This is a genomic window from Dickeya dadantii NCPPB 898, from assembly GCF_000406145.1.
Lineage (GTDB): Bacteria > Pseudomonadota > Gammaproteobacteria > Enterobacterales > Enterobacteriaceae > Dickeya > Dickeya dadantii.
This window is the reverse complement of sequence record NZ_CM001976.1, coordinates 304,572-322,857: the sequence shown is the minus strand read 5'-3', so window position 1 is coordinate 322,857 and position 18,286 is coordinate 304,572. Positions and strand designations below refer to the sequence as shown.

The following is an 18,286-nucleotide window of genomic DNA, read 5'->3' as shown; positions in this document are numbered from 1 at the left end:
GTGTCCTCTCAAGGCTGTTGGGCTGGTTTTGCGCCAGATTCAGGTTTTGCCGCCTCGCCGCTATTCTCCGCGGGTTTGGTCTCTACCGGTTTGGCATGGCTCGGATTCGCATTATTTGGGCTAACCGTGTCATGACTGGCATTATTCTGGCTGGCATTGTCAGTATTGCTGCCGCCGCTCTTATATAGGAATTGACCGATAAGGTCCTCCAGGACCATGGCCGACTTGGTGTCCTGAATGGTGCCGCCGTCTTTCAGAATCGACGTTCCCATATCCTCGTCTTCAAAACCCATGTTCAGCGCCAGATACTGTTCTCCCAGCAGACCGGAGGTGCGAATCGCCAGCGAACTGGTATCCGGGATGTGGTCGTAACGCTTATCAATATCTATCGCCACCCGCGGCAGATACGTCTTGGTGTCCAGCGAAATATCCGCCACCCGGCCAATCACCACCCCGCCGATTTTCACCGGAGAACGCGCTTTAAGACCGCCGATATTGTCGAAGGTCGCGTACAAACGGTAGGTCTGTTGTTGCCCCAGCGATTTCAGGTCGGCGACTTTCAGACATAAAAAGACTATGGCGCACAGCGCAATCAGCATGAATACGCCAACCCAAATTTCATGTTTCTTTGTTTGCATCGACTCATTTCCCAAACATCAGTGCTGTCAGCACAAAATCCAATCCCAGTACCGCCAGCGACGAGTGCACCACGGTGCGGGTCGTCGCGCGGCTGATGCCTTCTGACGTCGGAATCGCGTCATAACCGTTGAACAGCGCAATCCAGGTAACGGTAATGGCAAACACCAGGCTCTTGATTACGCAGTTAAGCAAGTCTTTCCGCCACTCCACTGCGTTCTGCATCGCCGACCAGAAAAAGCCGCTGTCGATGCCTTTCCAGTCCACGCCGACCAGCGCCCCGCCCCAGATACCGACGGCGACAAAAATCACCGTCAGCAGCGGCATGGAGATCACTCCGGCCCAAAAGCGCGGCGCCACGACGCGACGCAACGGGTCCACCGCCATCATCTCCATACTGGATAACTGCTCGGTGGTCTTCATCAGCCCGATTTCCGCCGTCAGGGCTGAACCGGCGCGCCCGGCGAACAGTAACGCGGTCACCACCGGCCCCAGTTCGCGCAGCAATGACAGCGCCACCATCATGCCCAGACTGGCTTCAGCGCTGTAGGTAGTCAGGACCAGATACCCCTGCAACCCCAGCACCATACCGATGAATACGCCGGATACCATGATGATCAGCAGCGACTGCACGCCGACGCTATACAGTTGCTTGCGCAGCAGCGGCCACTGTTTGGCCGGTTCCGGCTTTCCAACCAGCGCATTGAATAGCATCAACCCGGCACGCCCGAAAGCGGCGCAAACCTGAATGCCAACGCGTCCCAACGACGCTAATGCCTGTAATAGCATGAATTACTTACTCCCCAAGCCTAACAGCCCACGCTGATAATCGCCTGCCGGATAGCGGAACGGCACCGGGCCATCAGCAATGCCATCCAGAAACTGCCTCACGCGCGGGTCGCCATTTTGCTGCAATTCAGCCGGCGAGCCTTCCGCCACCACGCGTTGATCGGCAATGATGTAAGCATAATCGGCAATGCTCAGCACTTCCGGCACATCGTGAGACACCACGATGCAGGTCACGCCAAGCGCATGATTCAACTCGTCGATCAGCTTCACCAACACGCCCATGGTGATCGGATCCTGGCCGACAAACGGCTCATCGAACATGATCAGCTGCGGGTCGAGCGCAATGGCGCGCGCCAGCGCCGCCCGTCGCGCCATCCCCCCTGATAGCTCCGACGGCATCAGTTCCGCCGCGCCGCGCAACCCAACCGCTTCCAGCTTCATCATCACCGTGCTGTGCAGCAGCGGCTCGGGCAGTTGCGTATGTTCGCGCAGCGGCCAGGCGACATTGTCGAACACGTTCAGATCGGTAAACAGCGCACCGGACTGAAACAGCATGCTCATTTTCTTACGAGTCTCATACAAACGGGAACGGGAAAGAGTCGGAATATTTTCCCCGTCGAACCAGATTTCGCCGCTGTCCGGTTGCAGTTGCCCGCCAATCAGACGCAGCAGCGTGGTTTTACCGATGCCGGACGGCCCCATGATGGCCGTGATTTTTTGTTTTGGCACGTTCAGCGAGACATCCGAAAAAATCGGCCTGTTGCCCCGCCGGAAACTGAGCCCGCGAATTTCTACCAGATTTTCGTGGTTCATAGTCTCTTTCCTCAACGGCCGCCGATAGCAGCCGCCCGTTTTCACATTTTTGCGCCGCACAGCCCCGACAACTGTCTTCCAGGGTGTTACGCTGGCCCCTTCACTGTTACAGAATCAGGACACCGGTTCGTGACCAAAATTGCCATTGGTTTTACTTTTTCGCCCTGCGCAGTCAGAATTAGCGCTAACGAGGAAAAATGGCGGTTTTGCTTATTATTCGTCCAGAAATACTGGTTTGTTCGCCAATAAACCGGTGATTATACCTGAATAAAGGACGCTGCATGCTTTTTGCGACAGTACTGTTAATTGTTGGTTTAGTATTACTGGTTTATGGCGCCGACCGTCTGGTGTATGGCGCCGCCGTACTGGCCCGCACCTTTGGCGTACCGCCGATGATTATCGGCATGACGATTGTAGGCATGGGCACCTCGCTGCCCGAACTGATGGTATCCGTGACCGCCGCGCTCAACCATCAGACCGACATGGCGGTCGGCAACGTATTGGGTTCAAACATCGCCAACATTCTGCTAATCCTCGGCAGCGCCGTGCTGATTCGCCCGTTGACTTTTCATTCCCCCCTGTTGCGTCAGGAACTGCCGCCCATGCTGGTGGTGACGCTGCTGTGCGGCGTACTGCTGCACGACAGCTTCCTGAGTCGCCTGGATGGCGTGATTCTGCTGCTGACGGCCGGTGGTTGTATCGTGCTGATGCTGCGTATGGCGCGCGCCGCCCAGAACCGTGGCGACGACAGCCTGACCCGGGAACAGATGGCCGAGCTGCCCAGAGAGAACAACCAGACTGTGGCGCTGCTATGGCTGCTGATCGGCCTGATTATTCTGCCGATGTCAGCACGGATTGTGATCGATAACGCCACTGTCATCGCCAATTACTTTAATATCAGTGAACTGACCATCGGGCTCACGGTGCTGGCCGTCGGCACCAGTCTGCCGGAATTGGCGACCGCGATCGTCGGCACCCTAAAGAAAGAGGACGACATCGCGCTCGGCAACCTGATTGGTTCCAATATCTTTAATATCGTGATAGTGCTGGGCGTGCCAGCGCTCCTGTCCCCCGGTGCGGTGAATCCGCTCGCGTTTGCGCGCGACTATTGGGTGATGCTGGGGGTCAGCGCACTCCTGACGGTTCTTTGTCTTCGCCAGAAACGGCGCATTGGTCAGGGCGCGGGGGCATTGCTGTTGTGTGCGTTCATCGCGTACCTTTCGATGCTGTTCTTGTTCTCATAGCCAGAGCATTGGCAACGCAGGATGTTTTACATGTCACATTTCGAGCTACAACCTGGTTTCGATTTCCAGACCGCCGGCCGGCAGGTACTGTCCATCGAACGCGACAGCCTTGCGCAGTTGGATCAATACATTGACGACAATTTTTCGCGCGCCTGCGAGAAAATGTTTTACTGCCACGGCAAGATAGTGGTGATGGGTATGGGCAAGTCGGGGCATATCGGCTGCAAGATGGCGGCCACCTTTGCCAGCACCGGCACGCCCGCCTTTTTTGTCCACCCCGGCGAAGCCAGCCACGGCGATTTAGGCATGATTACCGCGCAGGATATCGTGATCGCCATTTCCAACTCCGGCGAGTCCCATGAAATTCTGGCGCTCATCCCGGTGTTGAAGCGCCTGCAGGTGTGCCTGATCTGCATGACCGGCAATCCGGAAAGCACGATGGCCAAAGCGGCGGACATCCATCTTTGCGTCCATGTATCGCAGGAAGCCTGCCCGCTGGGTCTGGCGCCGACCTCCAGCACCACCGCTACGCTGGTGATGGGCGATGCGCTGGCCGTCGCGCTGTTGCAGGCGCGCGGCTTTACCGCCGAAGATTTCGCGTTGTCGCACCCCGGCGGCGCACTTGGCCGCAAACTTTTGTTGCGGATCAACGATATCATGCACACTGGCGACGAGATCCCCCGCGTCGGCCGCGATGCGTCGCTGCGTGACGCGTTGCTGGAGATTACCCGCAAGAATCTGGGGATGACGGTGATTTGCGGCCCGGACGATCGTATCGAAGGCATCTTTACCGATGGTGACTTACGCCGGGTGTTCGACATGAATATCGATCTTAACAGCGCCGGCATCGCCGATGTGATGACGCGCGGCGGTATCCGGGTTACGCCGCAAACGCTGGCGGTGGACGCCCTGAATCTGATGCAATCCCGCCATATCACCTCACTGCTGGTGGCGGAGGACGACCGCCTGCGGGGGATCGTCCACATGCACGATATGCTGCGCGCCGGCGTGGTATGAATCGGCGGCGTGAGTACAACGCAGAATGAAAAACCAAGGATATGTGTGAATGAGTGAAATCCGGCCGCAAACCGATACCTGCTACGGGCCTGTCGATACCCAGGTCATGCAACGCGCCCGTGATATACGGCTGTTAATCTGCGATGTCGATGGCGTACTTTCCGACGGCCTGATCTACATGGGCAATCAGGGCGAAGAACTGAAAGCCTTCAACGTTCGCGACGGCTACGGCATTCGCTGCCTGCTGACGTCCGACGTCGACGTGGCGATTATCACCGGCCGTTCGTCGCAGCTGCTTGTCGACCGCTGCCAGACGCTGGGTATCCGCCATTTATATCAGGGACAGTCGGATAAGCTTTTGGCCTTCCGCGAGCTGTTGGATACACTGTCGCTCACCGCCAGCCAGGTCGCCTACATCGGCGATGATCTGATCGACTGGCCGGTGATGGCCGAGACAGGGTTGAGCGTCGCGGTGGCCGACGCCCATCCGTTGCTGCTGCCCAACGCGCACTATGTGACGCGTATTGCCGGCGGCCGCGGCGCGGTCAGAGAGATTTGCGATCTTATTCTGCTGGCGCAGGGTAAACTGGACTTCGCCAAAGGGCTGTCGATATGAGTAAAACAAAACGCTGGCTAACGCTGTTGCTGGCATTGATTGCGTTGGTGCTGATCGGGTTAAATCTGACAAACCAGCGTGCGGGAAATGGGCCGACGGAAGTGCAGAATAATGATCCGGCCTATACCATGCAGCAAAACATTACCGTGGTGTATGACCCGACCGGAAAGCTGAGTTACAAGCTGGTGGCCGAAAAAGCGGAGCACTACAACGCCGACCAGGTAAGCTGGTTTACCCAGCCGGTGGCGACCATGTTTAATGAACAAACCGTCGCCACCTGGTCGGTACGGGCCGACCGCGCCAAACTGACGAAAGATCGCATGCTGTATCTGTACGGTCATGTCGAGGTCAACAGCCTGACCAACGACTCACAGTTGGAGCGAATTAAAACGGATAATGCGCAGATAAATCTGGTTACGCAGGACGTGACGTCGGATGACGAAGTCACCCTGTACGGTGTCAACTTTACTTCTAACGGACTGAAAATGCGCGGAAATCTGCGCAGCAAAACCGCTGAGCTGATCGATAAGGTAAAATCCTATTATGAAATCCAACCAAAAAATTAATGTTTTACACAGCATACTGATCGCCAGCTCGCTTTTTGCCGTCAGTGTTCCGGCACTGGCGCTGACCGGCGACACCGATCAACCCATCCACATCACCTCCGATCAGCAGGCGCTGGACATGCAGGGCAATGTGGTGACGTTCACCGGCAACGTTATCGTCACGCAGGGCTCAATAAAAGCGCAGGCCGACAAGGTGGTGGTCACCCGTCCTAACGGCCAACAGGGCCATGAAGTGATCGAGGGTTACGGCAACCCGGCTACCTTCTATCAGATGCAGGACAACGGCAAGCCGGTCAAAGGCCATTCTCAGAAGATGCGTTACGAAATGGACAAACAGCTGGTTATTCTGACCGGCGACGCCTATCTGGAACAGCTGGACAGCAACGTCAAAGGCGACCGCATCACTTATCTGGTGCAGCAGCAGCAGATGGAAGCGTTCAGCGACAAAGGCAAGCGAGTCACCACCGTGCTGGTCCCGACGCAGTTGCAGGACAAAGGCACCCAGAACGGCGCCAAGCCCAGCGGCAACACCGGCAAGCCCACCAAACAACAGTGAGTAACGCGCTAACCCATGGCAACACTAATCGCCGAAAATCTGGCCAAGGCGTATAAAGGCCGCAAAGTGGTGGAGAACGTCAGCCTGAATGTGAATTCGGGCGAAATCGTCGGGCTGCTTGGGCCCAACGGGGCCGGCAAAACCACCACCTTCTACATGGTTGTCGGTATCGTCCCGCGCGACGAAGGCCGCATCGTGATCGACGATGAAGACATCAGCCTGCTGCCGCTGCACGATCGCGCCCGCCGCGGCATCGGTTACCTGCCGCAGGAAGCCTCGATTTTTCGGCGTCTGAGCGTCTACGACAACCTGATGGCGGTGCTGGAAATCAGAAAAGATCTGACCCGTGAACAGCAGCAGGATCGCGCCCACGAACTAATGGAAGAGTTTCATATTGTTCACCTGCGCGATAGTTTGGGACAATCGCTGTCCGGTGGTGAACGCCGCCGGGTGGAAATCGCCCGGGCGCTGGCCGCCAACCCCAAATTCATCCTGCTGGACGAACCCTTTGCAGGGGTAGACCCGATTTCGGTCATCGACATCAAGAAAATCATTGAGCATCTGCGCGATAGCGGATTAGGCGTGTTGATTACCGACCATAACGTTCGCGAAACGCTCGATGTCTGTGAACGTGCTTATATCGTTAGTCAGGGCCAGCTTATTGCCCACGGCTCACCGATGGATATACTGGCGAATGAGCAGGTAAAACGAGTCTATCTGGGCGAAGGCTTCCGACTCTGATAACGTCATTTTAGGTTGATCATTCAAAAAGGAAGTTAGCGCACGTTATGAAGCAAGGTTTGCAACTCAGGCTCAGCCAGCAACTGGCTATGACACCGCAGTTACAGCAGGCCATCCGCCTGCTGCAGTTGTCCACGCTTGAACTCCAGCAGGAAATCCAACTGGCGCTGGAAGGCAACCCGTTGCTGGAGCAGGCCGATATTCATGACGAAGTGGAAACCCAGGAAAGCAGCGACAGCGAAACGCTGGATACCCGCGAGGCGCTGGAGCAGAAGGATATGCCCGACGAGCTGCCGCTCGACGCCGCCTGGGATGAAATCTACACCGCCGGCACGCCGTCCGGCACCAGCACTGACTACCGTGACGAAGAGCTGCCGGTCTATCAGGGCGAAACCACCCAGACGCTGCAGGATTACCTGATGTGGCAGGTGGAACTGACGCCGTTTTCCGACACGGATTCCGCCATCGCCACGTCTATCGTGGACGCGGTGGACAACACCGGCTACCTGACCGTGTCGCTGGACGATATCCGCGACAGCATCGGTAACGACGATGTGACGCTTGAAGAAGTGGAAGCGGTGCTCAAGCGCGTACAACGCTTCGACCCTGTCGGCGTGGCCGCCCGCGATCTGCGCGAATGCCTGCTGGTGCAGCTATCGCAGTTCGACAATGGCATTCCCCGTCTGGCCGAGGCCAGACTCATCGTCAGCGAATACCTCGACCTGCTCGCCAACCATGACTTCCGTACCCTGATCCGCACCAGCCGTCTTAAGGAAGAAGTGCTGAAAGAAGCGCTGGCGTTGATCCAGTCGCTGGATCCGCGCCCGGGGCAGTCGATCAACACCGGCGAATCCGAGTATGTCATTCCGGATGTGCTGGTGCGCAAAATTCAGGGCCACTGGGCGGTGGAGCTTAATACCGACAGCGTGCCGCGTTTGCAGATCAACCAACAGTACGCCGCACTCGGCAGCAGCGCGCGCAACGACAGCGATGGCCAGTTTATTCGCAGCCATTTGCAGGAAGCCCGCTGGCTCATCAAGAGTCTGGAAAGCCGTAACGATACTCTGCTGAAGGTGACCCGCTGCATTGTGGAACAACAGCAGGCGTTCTTCGAACACGGCGAAGAATTCATGAAACCCATGGTGCTGGCGGATATCGCCCAGGCCGTGGACATGCACGAGTCCACCATTTCCCGCGTAACGACCCAGAAATTTCTGCACAGTCCGCGCGGTATTTTTGAGCTGAAGTATTTCTTTTCCAGCCACGTCAACACCGACAACGGCGGCGAGGCATCATCCACCGCTATCCGCGCGCTGGTCAGGAAACTCATTGCAGCGGAAAACCCCGCTAAACCGCTGAGCGACAGCAAGCTGACCTCACTGCTTTCCGAACAGGGAATCATTGTGGCCCGCCGCACTGTCGCCAAGTATCGAGAGTCTTTATCTATCCCGCCGTCAAACCAACGCAAACAGCTGGTTTGACCCCTACATGAGAAGGAAGACGATATGCAGCTTAACATTACCGGACACCACGTCGAAATTACCGATGCTCTGCGTGAATTCGTAAACTTAAAATTCGCCAAACTTGAGCAATACTTTGATCGTATCAATCAGGTGTACGTGGTACTGAAAGTGGAAAAGATCCTGCACATTGCGGATGCCACCATCCACGTCAACGGAGGTGAGCTGCATGCCACATCGGAAGCGGATGATATGTATGCCGCCATCGATCTCTTGATCGACAAGCTGGCAAGACAGTTAAACAAACATAAGGATAAACTGAAACAGCACTGATTTTTGCCGTTTCAGGTGCAGGGACAGCAACCGGCCCACTGTGTGATGGCGGGCCGGTAACCTAAGGCAACAGTGTCGTTAAGTGAACGTATCATGAACAACGAGCCCGTTATGCAACTTAGCGCTGTTCTCCGTAAGGAGTGCACGCGTAGCGCCGTCCACTGTCAGAGCAAAAAGCGCGCACTGGAAATCATCAGTGAACTGGCCGCCAGACAGCTCAACCTGCCGCCGCAGATGGTGTTTGAAGCGATTCTGACCCGGGAACGCATGGGCAGCACCGGCATCGGCAATGGCATCGCCATTCCGCACGGCAAGCTGGAAGACGAGAATACGCTGGGCGCGGTCGGCGTCTTTATCCAGTTGGAACAGCCGATCGCCTTTGACGCCATCGACAACCAGCCGGTCGATCTGCTTTTTGCCTTGCTGGTTCCCACTGAACAATGTAAAACCCACTTACATACTTTGTCGCTCGTCGCCAAACGGCTGGCGGATAAAACCGTGTGTAAGCGGCTGCGCGCCGCTCAAAGCGATGACGAGCTGTATCAGATCATGACGGAAGCGGATCTGTCCGACCAGCCCTGACGGCTGGCGGGCGCCGGTTTCGGCTGCTTTCCACAACACGCGTAACAGCAGGCGCGAGCCTGACAGGATGCCGGCCCTGCCGGGAAAACGAAGTTAGCTAACTGTGGCGGTGGACATTCACCATCCCGCTGCCAGGGGGGAGTCGTCAGATGGTGCTGATGATTGTCAGTGGTCGTTCAGGTTCGGGGAAATCCGTAGCCCTGCGCGCGCTGGAAGACATGGGTTTCTATTGTGTAGATAACCTGCCGGTGGTGCTGTTGCCCGAGCTGGCGCACACGCTGGCGGAACGAAATATCTCCGCGGCGGTCAGCATTGACGTGCGCAACCTGCCGGAAACGCCGGAAGTGCTGGAACATGCCCTGACCCGCCTGCCCCAGAGTTTTTCTCCCCAACTGCTGTTTCTGGACGCCGATCGCAATACGCTGATTCGGCGTTACAGCGACACCCGTCGCCTGCACCCGCTCTCCAGCAAAAACCTGTCGCTGGAAAGCGCTATCGATGAAGAAAACGATTTGCTGGAGCCGCTGCGCTCGCGCGCCGATCTGATCATCGATACCTCGGAAATGTCGGTGCATGAATTAGCAGAAATGTTGCGCACCCGCTTACTGGGCAAACGCGAGCGCGAGCTGACCATGGTCTTCGAGTCATTCGGCTACAAGCACGGCATCCCGATTGACGCGGACTACGTGTTTGACGTGCGTTTCCTGCCTAACCCCCACTGGGACCCGAAACTGCGTCCGATGACGGGTCTGGATAAACCGGTGGCCGCGTTTCTTGACCGGCACACCGAAGTCCACAACTTCATCTATCAGACCCGCAGCTACCTGGAACTGTGGCTGCCAATGCTGGAAACCAACAACCGCAGCTATCTTACCGTCGCCATCGGCTGTACCGGCGGTAAGCACCGTTCCGTCTACATCGCCGAGCAACTGGCGGATTACTTTCGTTCCCGTGGCAAAAACGTACAGTCACGCCACCGTACGCTGGAAAAACGCAAATCATGACCGTCAGGCAAACCGTTGAAGTGAAAAACCGCTTAGGGATGCACGCCCGCCCGGCCATGAAGCTGTTCGAGCTGGTACAAAGCTTTGACTCCGCGGTGTTGCTACGCAATGAAAGCGGCACCGAAGCCGACGCCAGCAGCGTCATCGCCATGCTGATGCTGGATTCGGCCAAAGGGCGCCATATCGAAGTGGAAGTTACCGGGTCGGATGAAGAACAGGCGCTGGCGGCGGTTATTCAGCTATTTGAAGCCGGGTTTGACGAGGATTAATCTGTCGCATTTCCTCCCGCTGGCGCAAGTCGCCATTCGTGATCCCGATCTCTTCCTTTTTATGCGGTACGTTTTTATGCGGTAAGTTCCTGGCATCCCTGCTACCATCGGATTAACTTATGCCCCTGCCCTTCGTGGCGGGGGCGTTGTTATCAGTTATTGCAAAAACTGGAGAAACATATGGATAAACCGCACCTGACGATTAGCGAGCTGGATGCCGAACGCCTGGATGCGCTGCTGGAGCAGCCCGCTTTTGCCGATACCGAGGTGGCGCAGGCCCTGAGCGAAGAACTGGATCGGGCGGATATCGTCCAGCCGGTCGAGATCCCAGGAGATGTGGTCACCATGAATAGCCGGGTTCGGTTCCGCGACCTGCTCACGACGGAAGAACATATCCGCACGCTGGTCTATCCGGCCAGCCTGAAAGACAGCCGGGAACAGATTTCGGTCATGGCGCCGCTGGGAGCCGCGCTGCTCGGCATGCATGTCGGCAACAGCATTGCCTGGCCGTTGCCGAATGGCGAAGAAACGCGGATTGAAGTGATGGAACTGCTCTACCAGCCGGAAGCGGCGGGTGAATACCACCGCTGATAACGCCGAAATGCGCCAAACGACTGCCCTGAATATCCGGGCAGTCAATGTCTGTGCAGCAGTCAATGTCTGTGCAACAGCCAATGCCGGTGCAGCAGTTAATATCGGTGAAAAGGAACCTTATACCCCGGCGATCTTCATCGACGGCAGCAACACCGAACCGCACTGGATATTGCTGCGCGTCTCGATATCATCACCGATGGTCACCATGTTACGCAGCATATCTTTCAGGTTGCCGGCGATGGTGATTTCGCTCACCGGATACTGAATTTCGCCGTTCTCCACCCAGAATCCGGCGGCGCCGCGGGAATAATCCCCGGTTACCGCACTGACGCCCTGCCCCATCAGGCTGGTGACCAGCAAGCCGGTGCCCATTTCCTTCAGCATGCCGTCAAAATCCAGCCCGCGCCCGGCAATACGCCAGTTATGAATCCCGCCGGCATGACCGGTGCTCTTCATGCCCAGCTTACGACCGGCATAGGTGGTCAGCAGCCAGGTTTGCAGCACGCCCTCTTTGACGATATCGCGCTGTTCGGTGCGAACGCCTTCGCTGTCGAACGGAGTCGACGCCAGCCCTTTACGCAAATGCGGCAGTTCCTGAATGGTCAGCCATTCCGGCAGAATCTGTTTGCCGAGACTATCCAGCAGGAAGGTGGATTTACGATAGACGCTGCCGCCGCTGATGGCGCCGACCAGATGACCGAACAACCCGGTCGCCACCTCGGCTGAGAACATCACCGGCGCCTCCATGGTAGCCAGTTTACGTGGCGACAGGCGCGCCAGCGTACGGCGGGCGCACTCTTCACCGACCCACGCCGGCGAGTCCAGATCGCCCAGCGCACGTCCGATGGTGTAGGCGTAATCGCGCTCCATATCGCCGTTGTGCTCGGCAATCACGCTGACCGACATGGAATGGCGGCTGGAGCAGTAGCTTTGCAGCATGCCGTGGCTGTTGCCGAACACCTTGATGCCATAGTGGCTGTTAAAACTGCCGCCTTCGGTGTTGGTGATGCGTTTGTCGGCCTTCAGCGCCGCCTGTTCGGCGGCGGCGGCCAGCTCGATACCGCGATCGGCGTCCAGCTCCGCCGGGTGGAACAGATCCAGATCCGGCGCCTCAAACGCCAGCAGATCCTTGTCCGCCGGGCCAGAGCATGGGTCAACCGAGGTGTAACGGGCAATATCCAGCGCCGCCTGCACCGTGCGTGCAATCGCGTCCGGGCTCATATCGGTGGACGACGCGCTGCCCTTGCGCTGCTGATAGTAGACGGTGATGCCAAGCGCACCGTCACTGTTGAATTCGACGTTTTCAACTTCACCATACCGGGAGCTGACGCTGATCCCCGTTGTTTTCGTGACGGCAACTTCCGCCGCATCAGAACCGGCACGGGCCAGTTCCAGCGCCTGCGATACCGCCTGTTCCAGCACTTTACGCTGTTCTGCAACCTGAGTGATTATTGTCATCGATTTGCCATAATGAGTAAGAAAACATTCAGATAATCCATGATGCAACGAATGCTGTCCGCCTGCTATTCGTCACCTTACCTCAGACGTAAAATGAGGTAGCCTGTAATTGAGTCTAACAGGATCAGCGGACAATTTCGCACAAAGCCCATAACCTGATAGGATCAGCCTCTTTTATTGGGGAGCCACGATGAACAAACATCCCGAAGACTGGCAGGATGACGTCCCGGACGCCAGCCAGGACGATGACGACGAAGAGATAATCTGGGTCAGCAAAAGCGAGATCAAACGCGATGCTGAAGCCCTGAAGGCACTGGGTACCGAGCTGGTTGAGCTGGGTAAGAACGCGCTGGAGCGCATCCCGCTGGATGAAGACCTGCGCGCCGCGATTGAACTGGCGCAGCGCATCACTAAGGAAGGCCGCCGCCGGCAGTTGCAGCTGATTGGCAAGATGCTTCGTGCCCGCGACCCGGAGCCCATCCAGACCGCGCTGGACAAGCTGCGCAACCGCCACAACCAGCAGGTATCGCTGTTCCACAAACTGGAGCAGTTGCGCGACCGGCTGATCGCCGAAGGCGACGGTGCCGTTCCGGACATCCTTGCGCTTTACCCGCAGGCCGACCGCCAGCAACTGCGCTCACTGGTACGTAACGCCCAGAAAGAAAAAGCCGCCAACAAGCCACCCAAATCAGCCCGGCTGATTTTCCAGTATTTGCGTGAACTGGCGGAAGCCGAATAATACCAGGCAAGCACCTTACAGTGCCTCAGATTGCTGACAGACGCGATCAGTGCGAGATGAAGGGTTTTTCCGGCGTCAAAAACTGTGCTGAGGCGAGCGACTTCGCCGGGTGAGCCGCATGGATGCGGTGAAAGCCCGTGCCGTGTTTGGAGCACGTCATGGGCGGCCCGAACAGCGAAGTCGAACGCCGAAGGAACCGCGTTAGCGGCACAGTTTAGCCCCTAGCCAGTGGTCAAGGAGAGGCGGCGTTTGAGCCTCTTCTTGTCGTGCGTGCGATGAAATTGCAAAGAAATTACACCGTTTATCCCGCACGAAATCACTCACTCATCTGACAGACATCACCATTCATAAAACAACCCAGCTGTTTGTCAACAGCCTCACTCACTGGCACCTTGTGTAACGGTTTTTATTTGGTTGATGCCACCAGTGCGGAGCCGGCGAAAATGAACAGCGTGCCGGTGGCGCGGTTGAACAACCGCAGGCGGCGAGGGTGAGCAAACAGCGCAGAAACGCGATTCCCCATGCAGGCGTAGCTGAACATGATGCTGCAATCCAGCACCACCCAGGTGAGCGCCAGCAGTGCGAATTGCATCGCTTGCGGGGCGCTGGTATCGATAAAATTGGGGAACAAGGCGGCAAAGAACAGGATATCTTTAGGATTGCTGACCCCCACCATAAAACCGCGGTGATACAGCTTCGGCAACCCCGGCGCGATCGCCTCCACCTCAACCGACGGCGTCAGGGTGCTTTCCCGCGTCCGCCAGGCGGAAATACCGAGCCAAATCAGGTAAGCCGCACCGACCACCTTTAACGCCAGAAACGCGGTGGCCGACGCCGCCAGAATCGCGCCCAGCCCCAGCGCGGACGCCGTCATCAACACCAGCGAACCGGTCGCGCCGCCCAGCACGGTCGCCAGCGCGCGTCGTTGTCCGTAACGCAGGCCGTGCGTCATACTCAGCAGAGCCGACGGCCCCGGTACGGCGATCAGCGCCGTGATCACGCCGACGTAAACCAGCCAAAGATGCAGTGTCATTATTCCGTCTTCCATTGATATCAATTTGTCTTACAAGCGGTTAAGGTAAACGTTTTCGTTATGTAATCAACCACACAGCGAAATTGCAGGCCACAACCAGAGAGGATCGATCCCGCATGACAACGCTATTTATGTATTACGTGGGCGGACGCGCCCAGGGCGCCAACATCGAACTGCATGATGTTCAGTTCGCGGCGGTGGAGCACCCGCAAGACGGATTTCCTCTGCTGAAGGCCAACTGGTTCGGTGATAAAAGCCAGGTCCACGTCGATAGCTACACCCCCTGCCATTGGGCGGACGGCTATGATATCACGCTCAGCCGCCAACCGTTTCAGGGACGGGAAAAACTCTGGTTTATCAATATGGGCGGATACTTGCCGCACGACCCGGCAGAGGTACATCAATTCGGGCTATTCGTGGCGACGGATGCGGAGCAAGCCAAACAGCGCGCCAAAGCGGTGCTGCTGACCGAGGTGTTTCAGCAGCACAAGGACGATCTGCGCGACGTGGACGACTGCCTGCCGCTCACCCTGCTGGACCGCTGGCACATCCACCTGACCGCTAACCCAACCGGGCGGGTATCGCCGCCGCAGTGGCAGGGCTATCACCCGCTGTAATCAGGCTCAGTCGCCGAGCGCATGTTTGTGACGATGCAACAGCGCGGTCAGGCGGCCAACCGCATCAATCGCGTCATCCGATACCTGATGGTCGCGCAGTAGGTGCTGATACTCGTCCATCTGCGCCAGCAACCGGGAAAAATGGTGACTGCGGTCGCGGGTAGCGTCAATCACCTGTTCTGCCGTCGCCCGCATCTGGCGGTGAAAAGCGGACAGGCTGGGGCTGACCGGCAATTCCAGCGTCCGCAGGCGCTGATGCATCATGATCAGCGACAGCGCCAGCCGGTATTTACCGATTTCCCCCGGAAACAGGTTCAGCAGCAAAAACAGGTGCTGATACAACGCGGGCAGGTGATTCTCCCGCCGCCGGGCCGGACGGGTCGACAACGCCGACACCGCGCCGAACACAAACCGGTTAAGTAGCGTGCGCCCGGTGCGGTCGCGGGTATTGTCCCGAATCAGCAGAATGACGATCAGCGCCAGAAAACAACCGATAATCTGCCCGATGGCGTTATCGAGAAACTGTGCCAGGTTGAAGGTCATCGGGTTATCCAACACCAGAATGTTGATGGTGCTGGCCAGCGCGCCCAGCGACCCCAACCGCCGTTTCTGCACCTCAATGCCGATCACAAACGCTACGCCGCCGAGACTCAGGCACAACAACAGCAGGCTTTGCTGGGTGGATGGCAGCACCATCATGAACAGCACGGCGCCTAATGGCAGCGCCACCAATGTGCCGACCAAAAAGTCCTTCGCCGCCATCAGCGGATTGGGCAGCCGCATCGCCAGCGAGGTCACCACCGCAATCATCACCATGCAGACACTACCGGATGTCCAACCGGTAAGCAGCCAGAACAGACACCCCAGCGCGGTGGCGACACCGGTACGCACGCCGTTGATCATGGCGTGATGGGTTTCCGCCGAGCTGGCTTTCACCGGCACGTCGGCATCCAGTAACGCCGCTTCGCTCTGGCTGATGCGCACGTTGGTTCTCACACCTTTCGCCAGCAGTTGATAGCGGGCCGCCGCCGCCAGCCAGCTCACCAGCGTCGGCGGCAGGCTGCGGCTGTGCGCGGCCGCCAGATGACGCAGCTGTCGCAAACGCCGCTGCATTTCCGCCGGGGTATCCGCCGATTGTTCCAGCATCATAGCAATCGCGCCTTTGACGGCATCGGGATGATCCTGCAGTGTCAGCCGGGTTTCGCACGCCTGGGTGATCATGATCCAGGATTGGGTCAACAGCGTTTTTATCCGGCGGTTGGCGCCCTGCCAGCGGGATGACTCCATCATCAATACGCTGCGCATGCCGTTGATGGCGTGCGTTTTACGCACCAGCCCGTTCCACGCGGCGTCCAGCTCCTCTTTCGTCATGCCATTCACGCAGCGTTGCAGCAACTGATATTGCCCCACCAACAACTCATTCACCGCCCGATCGATATCCTGTTTTATAGAACGTGGCGAAAACAGCAGGTCGGCCAGAATGGCGCAGACGATTCCCAGCACGATTTCACTGCAACGCTCGACGGCAAATTGCGGAATGCGCAGTGGCGCGCTCTGGCTGGTCACAATGATGATCAGCGCCGTGTAGCCCGCCAGCGCGAACACATAGGCGTTTTCCACTTTTACCAGCGACGATATCCAGACGCAGACGCCCGCCCACAGGCAGCACAGCATCAGCATCACCACCGGCGCGCGCACCGTGGCGATGATGATAACTAGCGCGCCGATACAACCGATAAAGGTGCCGATCACCCTGAGCATGCCACGGTGACGAATCGCGCCGGAAAACGGGTCGCCGCCGGCGGCGAAAGCCGGGCCGGCCGCCACAATCGCGGCGGTCAGCGTCGCCCAGCGCGGGGTTTCCAGTTGCAGATGAAACCCCAGCACCAGCGACAGCACGATAGCCGTACTGAGTTTGAAGGCAAACCGCAGGCGCAAAAACGCGGGACTGTTCATCATAGACGCTCGCTTAACCGAACTCGCGCAGGCGATGCAACAGTTGCAGTAACGGCGACATCGGCTTGGTGTTGCGGGTATGCTCACCGGTCACCACTACCGTGGCGGTGGTCCCGGCCGGATACAGGTCGCCCCATTGCTGTTCGAGGCGAATTTTTACCGGCACCCGTTGCGCCAGCCGCACCCACTCCAGATTGGAATCCACCGTCGCCAGCCCTTTGGTATCGGCGGAGCTACTGCTGTTGGTTACCCCGGCGGCGATGCTATCTACCGCGCCGAACAGAATCTGGTTGCTGCCCAGCGGGGTGATTTCCACCCGATAGCCGGGACGCACGCCCGCCAGTTTGGTTTCTTCCATATAGGCCAGCAGGTAGAACGAATCCTTTTTCACCAGCGCTACCGCAGTGGCGCCGCGGGTAATGTATTCGCCGGCATGCACATGCAGGTTGGTTATCCAGCCATCGGCCGGGGCACGCACCACCGTACGCACCAGATCAAGCTTCGCCAGTTCCAGCTCCGCCTGCGCCTTCGCCAGTTGATGCAGCGTGGTTTGCAGCGCATTGCCGGACTGTTCAATCTCTTCCCGCGACATCGCCTGCACGCCGAGACGCTGACGGCGCGCCGATTCCCGCTTTTTCTCATCAGCCAGCGCCTGATAGTAGGCCACGTCCGCCTGCGCCTGTTCCAGTGCCTGCTGATAACGTGGCTGGTCAATCACGAACAGCACATCGCCCTGCTTCACCGGCTGGTTATCCTGCACGTTCACATCGGTCAGCAGGCCGCTGACATCAGGGGCGATCGCCACCACATCGGCGCTGAAACGGGCGTCGCGGGTCCAGGGAGATTCGGTGTAAAACGACCATACGCGCACCAGCGCTACCGCAGCCAGCAACACCAGCAATAGCGTGATCGCCATGCGGCTGAATTTTTTGATCATCACTTTCACAACAGATGCTTTCACAACAACCTCAAAGACCGAAACGAAACAGCAGATAGAACAGGCAGACAAACAACGCGGTATTAAACAGAGCCGGGTGCCAGACCCGATCGTAAATGCCCGTGGGATGCAGCAGTCGGATACAGATAAAAAACAGCGCCAGCGTTATCAGCAGCACAAAAAACACCGGCGGGAACGACAGGCCGAACAGCACCATGACCGGGAGTGAATTCATCCTCTTTTCCTTATTTTCACCATCACGCCGCCCGTCGCTCGCATCAGCAACCTTGTGTGTCGGAGACGGGGAAGATGAGGTAAACACCCAT

General features: G+C 57.7%; 22 protein-coding genes. 14 read left to right on the top strand and 8 right to left on the bottom strand.

What is annotated here, in order from left to right; translation table 11 throughout:
- Positions 1-8: 8 nt before the first annotated feature.
- From mlaD to mlaF, 3 genes are read right to left on the bottom strand one after another with little or no spacing between them, the layout of a single operon-like run.
- A complete protein-coding gene (mlaD, locus tag DDA898_RS01965; protein WP_038910031.1) occupies positions 9-638 on the bottom strand; it encodes an outer membrane lipid asymmetry maintenance protein MlaD in 630 nt (209 codons plus the stop codon).
- A 4-nt stretch (positions 639-642) separates the two neighbouring features.
- Positions 643-1,425, bottom strand: coding sequence for a lipid asymmetry maintenance ABC transporter permease subunit MlaE (gene mlaE, locus DDA898_RS01960; RefSeq protein ID WP_013316014.1), 783 nt, complete (start codon positions 1,423-1,425; stop codon positions 643-645).
- Positions 1,426-1,428: 3 nt separating this feature from the next.
- Entirely contained in the window at positions 1,429-2,238 is an 810-nt protein-coding gene (gene mlaF, locus DDA898_RS01955; RefSeq protein ID WP_013316013.1) for a phospholipid ABC transporter ATP-binding protein MlaF, read from the bottom strand.
- Between the two features lie 281 nt (positions 2,239-2,519).
- On the opposite strand from mlaF, the gene DDA898_RS01950 reads away from it, so the two are divergent.
- From DDA898_RS01950 to rnk, 12 genes are all read left to right on the top strand, one after another.
- Positions 2,520-3,482 (top strand): calcium/sodium antiporter, encoded by a 963-nt coding sequence (locus DDA898_RS01950; protein ID WP_013316012.1) that lies wholly within the window; start codon positions 2,520-2,522, stop codon positions 3,480-3,482.
- Positions 3,483-3,512: 30 nt separating this feature from the next.
- On the top strand, positions 3,513-4,499 hold the full coding sequence (kdsD, locus tag DDA898_RS01945) for an arabinose-5-phosphate isomerase KdsD (RefSeq protein ID WP_038900075.1): 987 nt from the start codon (positions 3,513-3,515) through the stop codon (positions 4,497-4,499).
- A gap of 49 nt (positions 4,500-4,548) precedes the next feature.
- Positions 4,549-5,115: a 3-deoxy-manno-octulosonate-8-phosphatase KdsC gene (kdsC, locus tag DDA898_RS01940; RefSeq protein WP_013316010.1), complete on the top strand. Its 567-nt coding sequence runs from the start codon at positions 4,549-4,551 to the stop codon at positions 5,113-5,115.
- A complete protein-coding gene (gene lptC / locus DDA898_RS01935; RefSeq protein WP_013316009.1) occupies positions 5,112-5,681 on the top strand; it encodes an LPS export ABC transporter periplasmic protein LptC in 570 nt (189 codons plus the stop codon). The genes kdsC and lptC overlap by 4 nt, the downstream gene beginning before the upstream one ends.
- Positions 5,659-6,237 (top strand): lipopolysaccharide ABC transporter substrate-binding protein LptA, encoded by a 579-nt coding sequence (gene lptA, locus DDA898_RS01930; protein WP_013316008.1) that lies wholly within the window; start codon positions 5,659-5,661, stop codon positions 6,235-6,237. The genes lptC and lptA overlap by 23 nt, the downstream gene beginning before the upstream one ends.
- Positions 6,238-6,252: 15 nt before the next feature.
- The gene (lptB, locus tag DDA898_RS01925) at positions 6,253-6,978 is read left to right on the top strand and encodes an LPS export ABC transporter ATP-binding protein (RefSeq protein WP_013316007.1); all 726 of its coding nucleotides are present in this window, start codon (positions 6,253-6,255) and stop codon (positions 6,976-6,978) included.
- A gap of 47 nt (positions 6,979-7,025) precedes the next feature.
- Positions 7,026-8,459, top strand: coding sequence for an RNA polymerase factor sigma-54 (gene rpoN, locus DDA898_RS01920; protein ID WP_038910030.1), 1,434 nt, complete (start codon positions 7,026-7,028; stop codon positions 8,457-8,459).
- A 24-nt stretch (positions 8,460-8,483) separates the two neighbouring features.
- Complete coding sequence (hpf, locus tag DDA898_RS01915; RefSeq protein ID WP_013316005.1) at positions 8,484-8,771, top strand: ribosome hibernation promoting factor; 288 nt, start codon at positions 8,484-8,486, stop codon at positions 8,769-8,771.
- Between the two features lie 93 nt (positions 8,772-8,864).
- Positions 8,865-9,353, top strand: coding sequence for a PTS IIA-like nitrogen regulatory protein PtsN (gene ptsN / locus DDA898_RS01910; protein ID WP_013316004.1), 489 nt, complete (start codon positions 8,865-8,867; stop codon positions 9,351-9,353).
- A gap of 149 nt (positions 9,354-9,502) precedes the next feature.
- Positions 9,503-10,357, top strand: a complete 855-nt coding sequence (rapZ, locus tag DDA898_RS01905; protein ID WP_013316003.1) for an RNase adapter RapZ — start codon at positions 9,503-9,505, stop codon at positions 10,355-10,357.
- The gene (npr, locus tag DDA898_RS01900; protein WP_013316002.1) at positions 10,354-10,626 is read left to right on the top strand and encodes a PTS phosphocarrier protein NPr; all 273 of its coding nucleotides are present in this window, start codon (positions 10,354-10,356) and stop codon (positions 10,624-10,626) included. The genes rapZ and npr overlap by 4 nt, the downstream gene beginning before the upstream one ends.
- A gap of 180 nt (positions 10,627-10,806) precedes the next feature.
- A complete protein-coding gene (gene rnk, locus DDA898_RS01895) occupies positions 10,807-11,217 on the top strand; it encodes a nucleoside diphosphate kinase regulator (RefSeq protein ID WP_038900074.1) in 411 nt (136 codons plus the stop codon).
- Between the two features lie 120 nt (positions 11,218-11,337).
- On the opposite strand, the gene pmbA is transcribed toward rnk, so the two are convergent.
- On the bottom strand, positions 11,338-12,678 hold the full coding sequence (gene pmbA, locus DDA898_RS01890; protein WP_038910029.1) for a metalloprotease PmbA: 1,341 nt from the start codon (positions 12,676-12,678) through the stop codon (positions 11,338-11,340).
- Between the two features lie 190 nt (positions 12,679-12,868).
- On the opposite strand from pmbA, the gene yjgA reads away from it, so the two are divergent.
- Entirely contained in the window at positions 12,869-13,417 is a 549-nt protein-coding gene (gene yjgA / locus DDA898_RS01885) for a ribosome biogenesis factor YjgA (protein WP_013315999.1), read from the top strand.
- 406 nt (positions 13,418-13,823) lie between these two features.
- On the opposite strand, the gene DDA898_RS01880 is transcribed toward yjgA, so the two are convergent.
- The gene (locus tag DDA898_RS01880) at positions 13,824-14,450 is read right to left on the bottom strand and encodes a LysE family translocator (RefSeq protein WP_038910028.1); all 627 of its coding nucleotides are present in this window, start codon (positions 14,448-14,450) and stop codon (positions 13,824-13,826) included.
- 116 nt (positions 14,451-14,566) lie between these two features.
- Between DDA898_RS01880 and DDA898_RS01875 the strand changes: the two genes are divergently transcribed.
- Positions 14,567-15,067 (top strand): DUF1543 domain-containing protein, encoded by a 501-nt coding sequence (locus DDA898_RS01875; RefSeq protein WP_038900071.1) that lies wholly within the window; start codon positions 14,567-14,569, stop codon positions 15,065-15,067.
- Between the two features lie 6 nt (positions 15,068-15,073).
- Here the strand turns inward: DDA898_RS01875 and aaeB are convergent, their stop codons facing one another.
- From aaeB to aaeX, 3 genes are read right to left on the bottom strand one after another with little or no spacing between them, the layout of a single operon-like run.
- Entirely contained in the window at positions 15,074-17,023 is a 1,950-nt protein-coding gene (aaeB, locus tag DDA898_RS01870; protein ID WP_038912389.1) for a p-hydroxybenzoic acid efflux pump subunit AaeB, read from the bottom strand.
- Positions 17,024-17,036: 13 nt separating this feature from the next.
- Positions 17,037-17,960 (bottom strand): p-hydroxybenzoic acid efflux pump subunit AaeA, encoded by a 924-nt coding sequence (gene aaeA / locus DDA898_RS01865; protein WP_077246066.1) that lies wholly within the window; start codon positions 17,958-17,960, stop codon positions 17,037-17,039.
- 31 nt (positions 17,961-17,991) lie between these two features.
- Positions 17,992-18,195 (bottom strand): p-hydroxybenzoic acid efflux pump operon protein AaeX, encoded by a 204-nt coding sequence (aaeX, locus tag DDA898_RS01860; RefSeq protein ID WP_013315994.1) that lies wholly within the window; start codon positions 18,193-18,195, stop codon positions 17,992-17,994.
- Positions 18,196-18,286: the final 91 nt, after the last annotated feature.

What these genes read in the sequence shown, in the direction of transcription:
- mlaD (WP_038910031.1), bottom strand. Translation starts at nt 638, where the DNA reads ATGCAAACAAAGAAACATGAAATTTGGGTTGGCGTATTCATGCTGATT.
- mlaE (WP_013316014.1), bottom strand. Translation starts at nt 1,425, where the DNA reads ATGCTATTACAGGCATTAGCGTCGTTGGGACGCGTTGGCATTCAGGTT.
- mlaF (WP_013316013.1), bottom strand. Translation starts at nt 2,238, where the DNA reads ATGAACCACGAAAATCTGGTAGAAATTCGCGGGCTCAGTTTCCGGCGG.
- DDA898_RS01950 (WP_013316012.1), top strand. Translation starts at nt 2,520, where the DNA reads ATGCTTTTTGCGACAGTACTGTTAATTGTTGGTTTAGTATTACTGGTT.
- kdsD (WP_038900075.1), top strand. Translation starts at nt 3,513, where the DNA reads ATGTCACATTTCGAGCTACAACCTGGTTTCGATTTCCAGACCGCCGGC.
- kdsC (WP_013316010.1), top strand. Translation starts at nt 4,549, where the DNA reads ATGAGTGAAATCCGGCCGCAAACCGATACCTGCTACGGGCCTGTCGAT.
- lptC (WP_013316009.1), top strand. Translation starts at nt 5,112, where the DNA reads ATGAGTAAAACAAAACGCTGGCTAACGCTGTTGCTGGCATTGATTGCG.
- lptA (WP_013316008.1), top strand. Translation starts at nt 5,659, where the DNA reads ATGAAATCCAACCAAAAAATTAATGTTTTACACAGCATACTGATCGCC.
- lptB (WP_013316007.1), top strand. Translation starts at nt 6,253, where the DNA reads ATGGCAACACTAATCGCCGAAAATCTGGCCAAGGCGTATAAAGGCCGC.
- rpoN (WP_038910030.1), top strand. Translation starts at nt 7,026, where the DNA reads ATGAAGCAAGGTTTGCAACTCAGGCTCAGCCAGCAACTGGCTATGACA.
- hpf (WP_013316005.1), top strand. Translation starts at nt 8,484, where the DNA reads ATGCAGCTTAACATTACCGGACACCACGTCGAAATTACCGATGCTCTG.
- ptsN (WP_013316004.1), top strand. Translation starts at nt 8,865, where the DNA reads ATGAACAACGAGCCCGTTATGCAACTTAGCGCTGTTCTCCGTAAGGAG.
- rapZ (WP_013316003.1), top strand. Translation starts at nt 9,503, where the DNA reads ATGGTGCTGATGATTGTCAGTGGTCGTTCAGGTTCGGGGAAATCCGTA.
- npr (WP_013316002.1), top strand. Translation starts at nt 10,354, where the DNA reads ATGACCGTCAGGCAAACCGTTGAAGTGAAAAACCGCTTAGGGATGCAC.
- rnk (WP_038900074.1), top strand. Translation starts at nt 10,807, where the DNA reads ATGGATAAACCGCACCTGACGATTAGCGAGCTGGATGCCGAACGCCTG.
- pmbA (WP_038910029.1), bottom strand. Translation starts at nt 12,678, where the DNA reads ATGACAATAATCACTCAGGTTGCAGAACAGCGTAAAGTGCTGGAACAG.
- yjgA (WP_013315999.1), top strand. Translation starts at nt 12,869, where the DNA reads ATGAACAAACATCCCGAAGACTGGCAGGATGACGTCCCGGACGCCAGC.
- DDA898_RS01880 (WP_038910028.1), bottom strand. Translation starts at nt 14,450, where the DNA reads ATGACACTGCATCTTTGGCTGGTTTACGTCGGCGTGATCACGGCGCTG.
- DDA898_RS01875 (WP_038900071.1), top strand. Translation starts at nt 14,567, where the DNA reads ATGACAACGCTATTTATGTATTACGTGGGCGGACGCGCCCAGGGCGCC.
- aaeB (WP_038912389.1), bottom strand. Translation starts at nt 17,023, where the DNA reads ATGAACAGTCCCGCGTTTTTGCGCCTGCGGTTTGCCTTCAAACTCAGT.
- aaeA (WP_077246066.1), bottom strand. Translation starts at nt 17,960, where the DNA reads ATGATCAAAAAATTCAGCCGCATGGCGATCACGCTATTGCTGGTGTTG.
- aaeX (WP_013315994.1), bottom strand. Translation starts at nt 18,195, where the DNA reads ATGAATTCACTCCCGGTCATGGTGCTGTTCGGCCTGTCGTTCCCGCCG.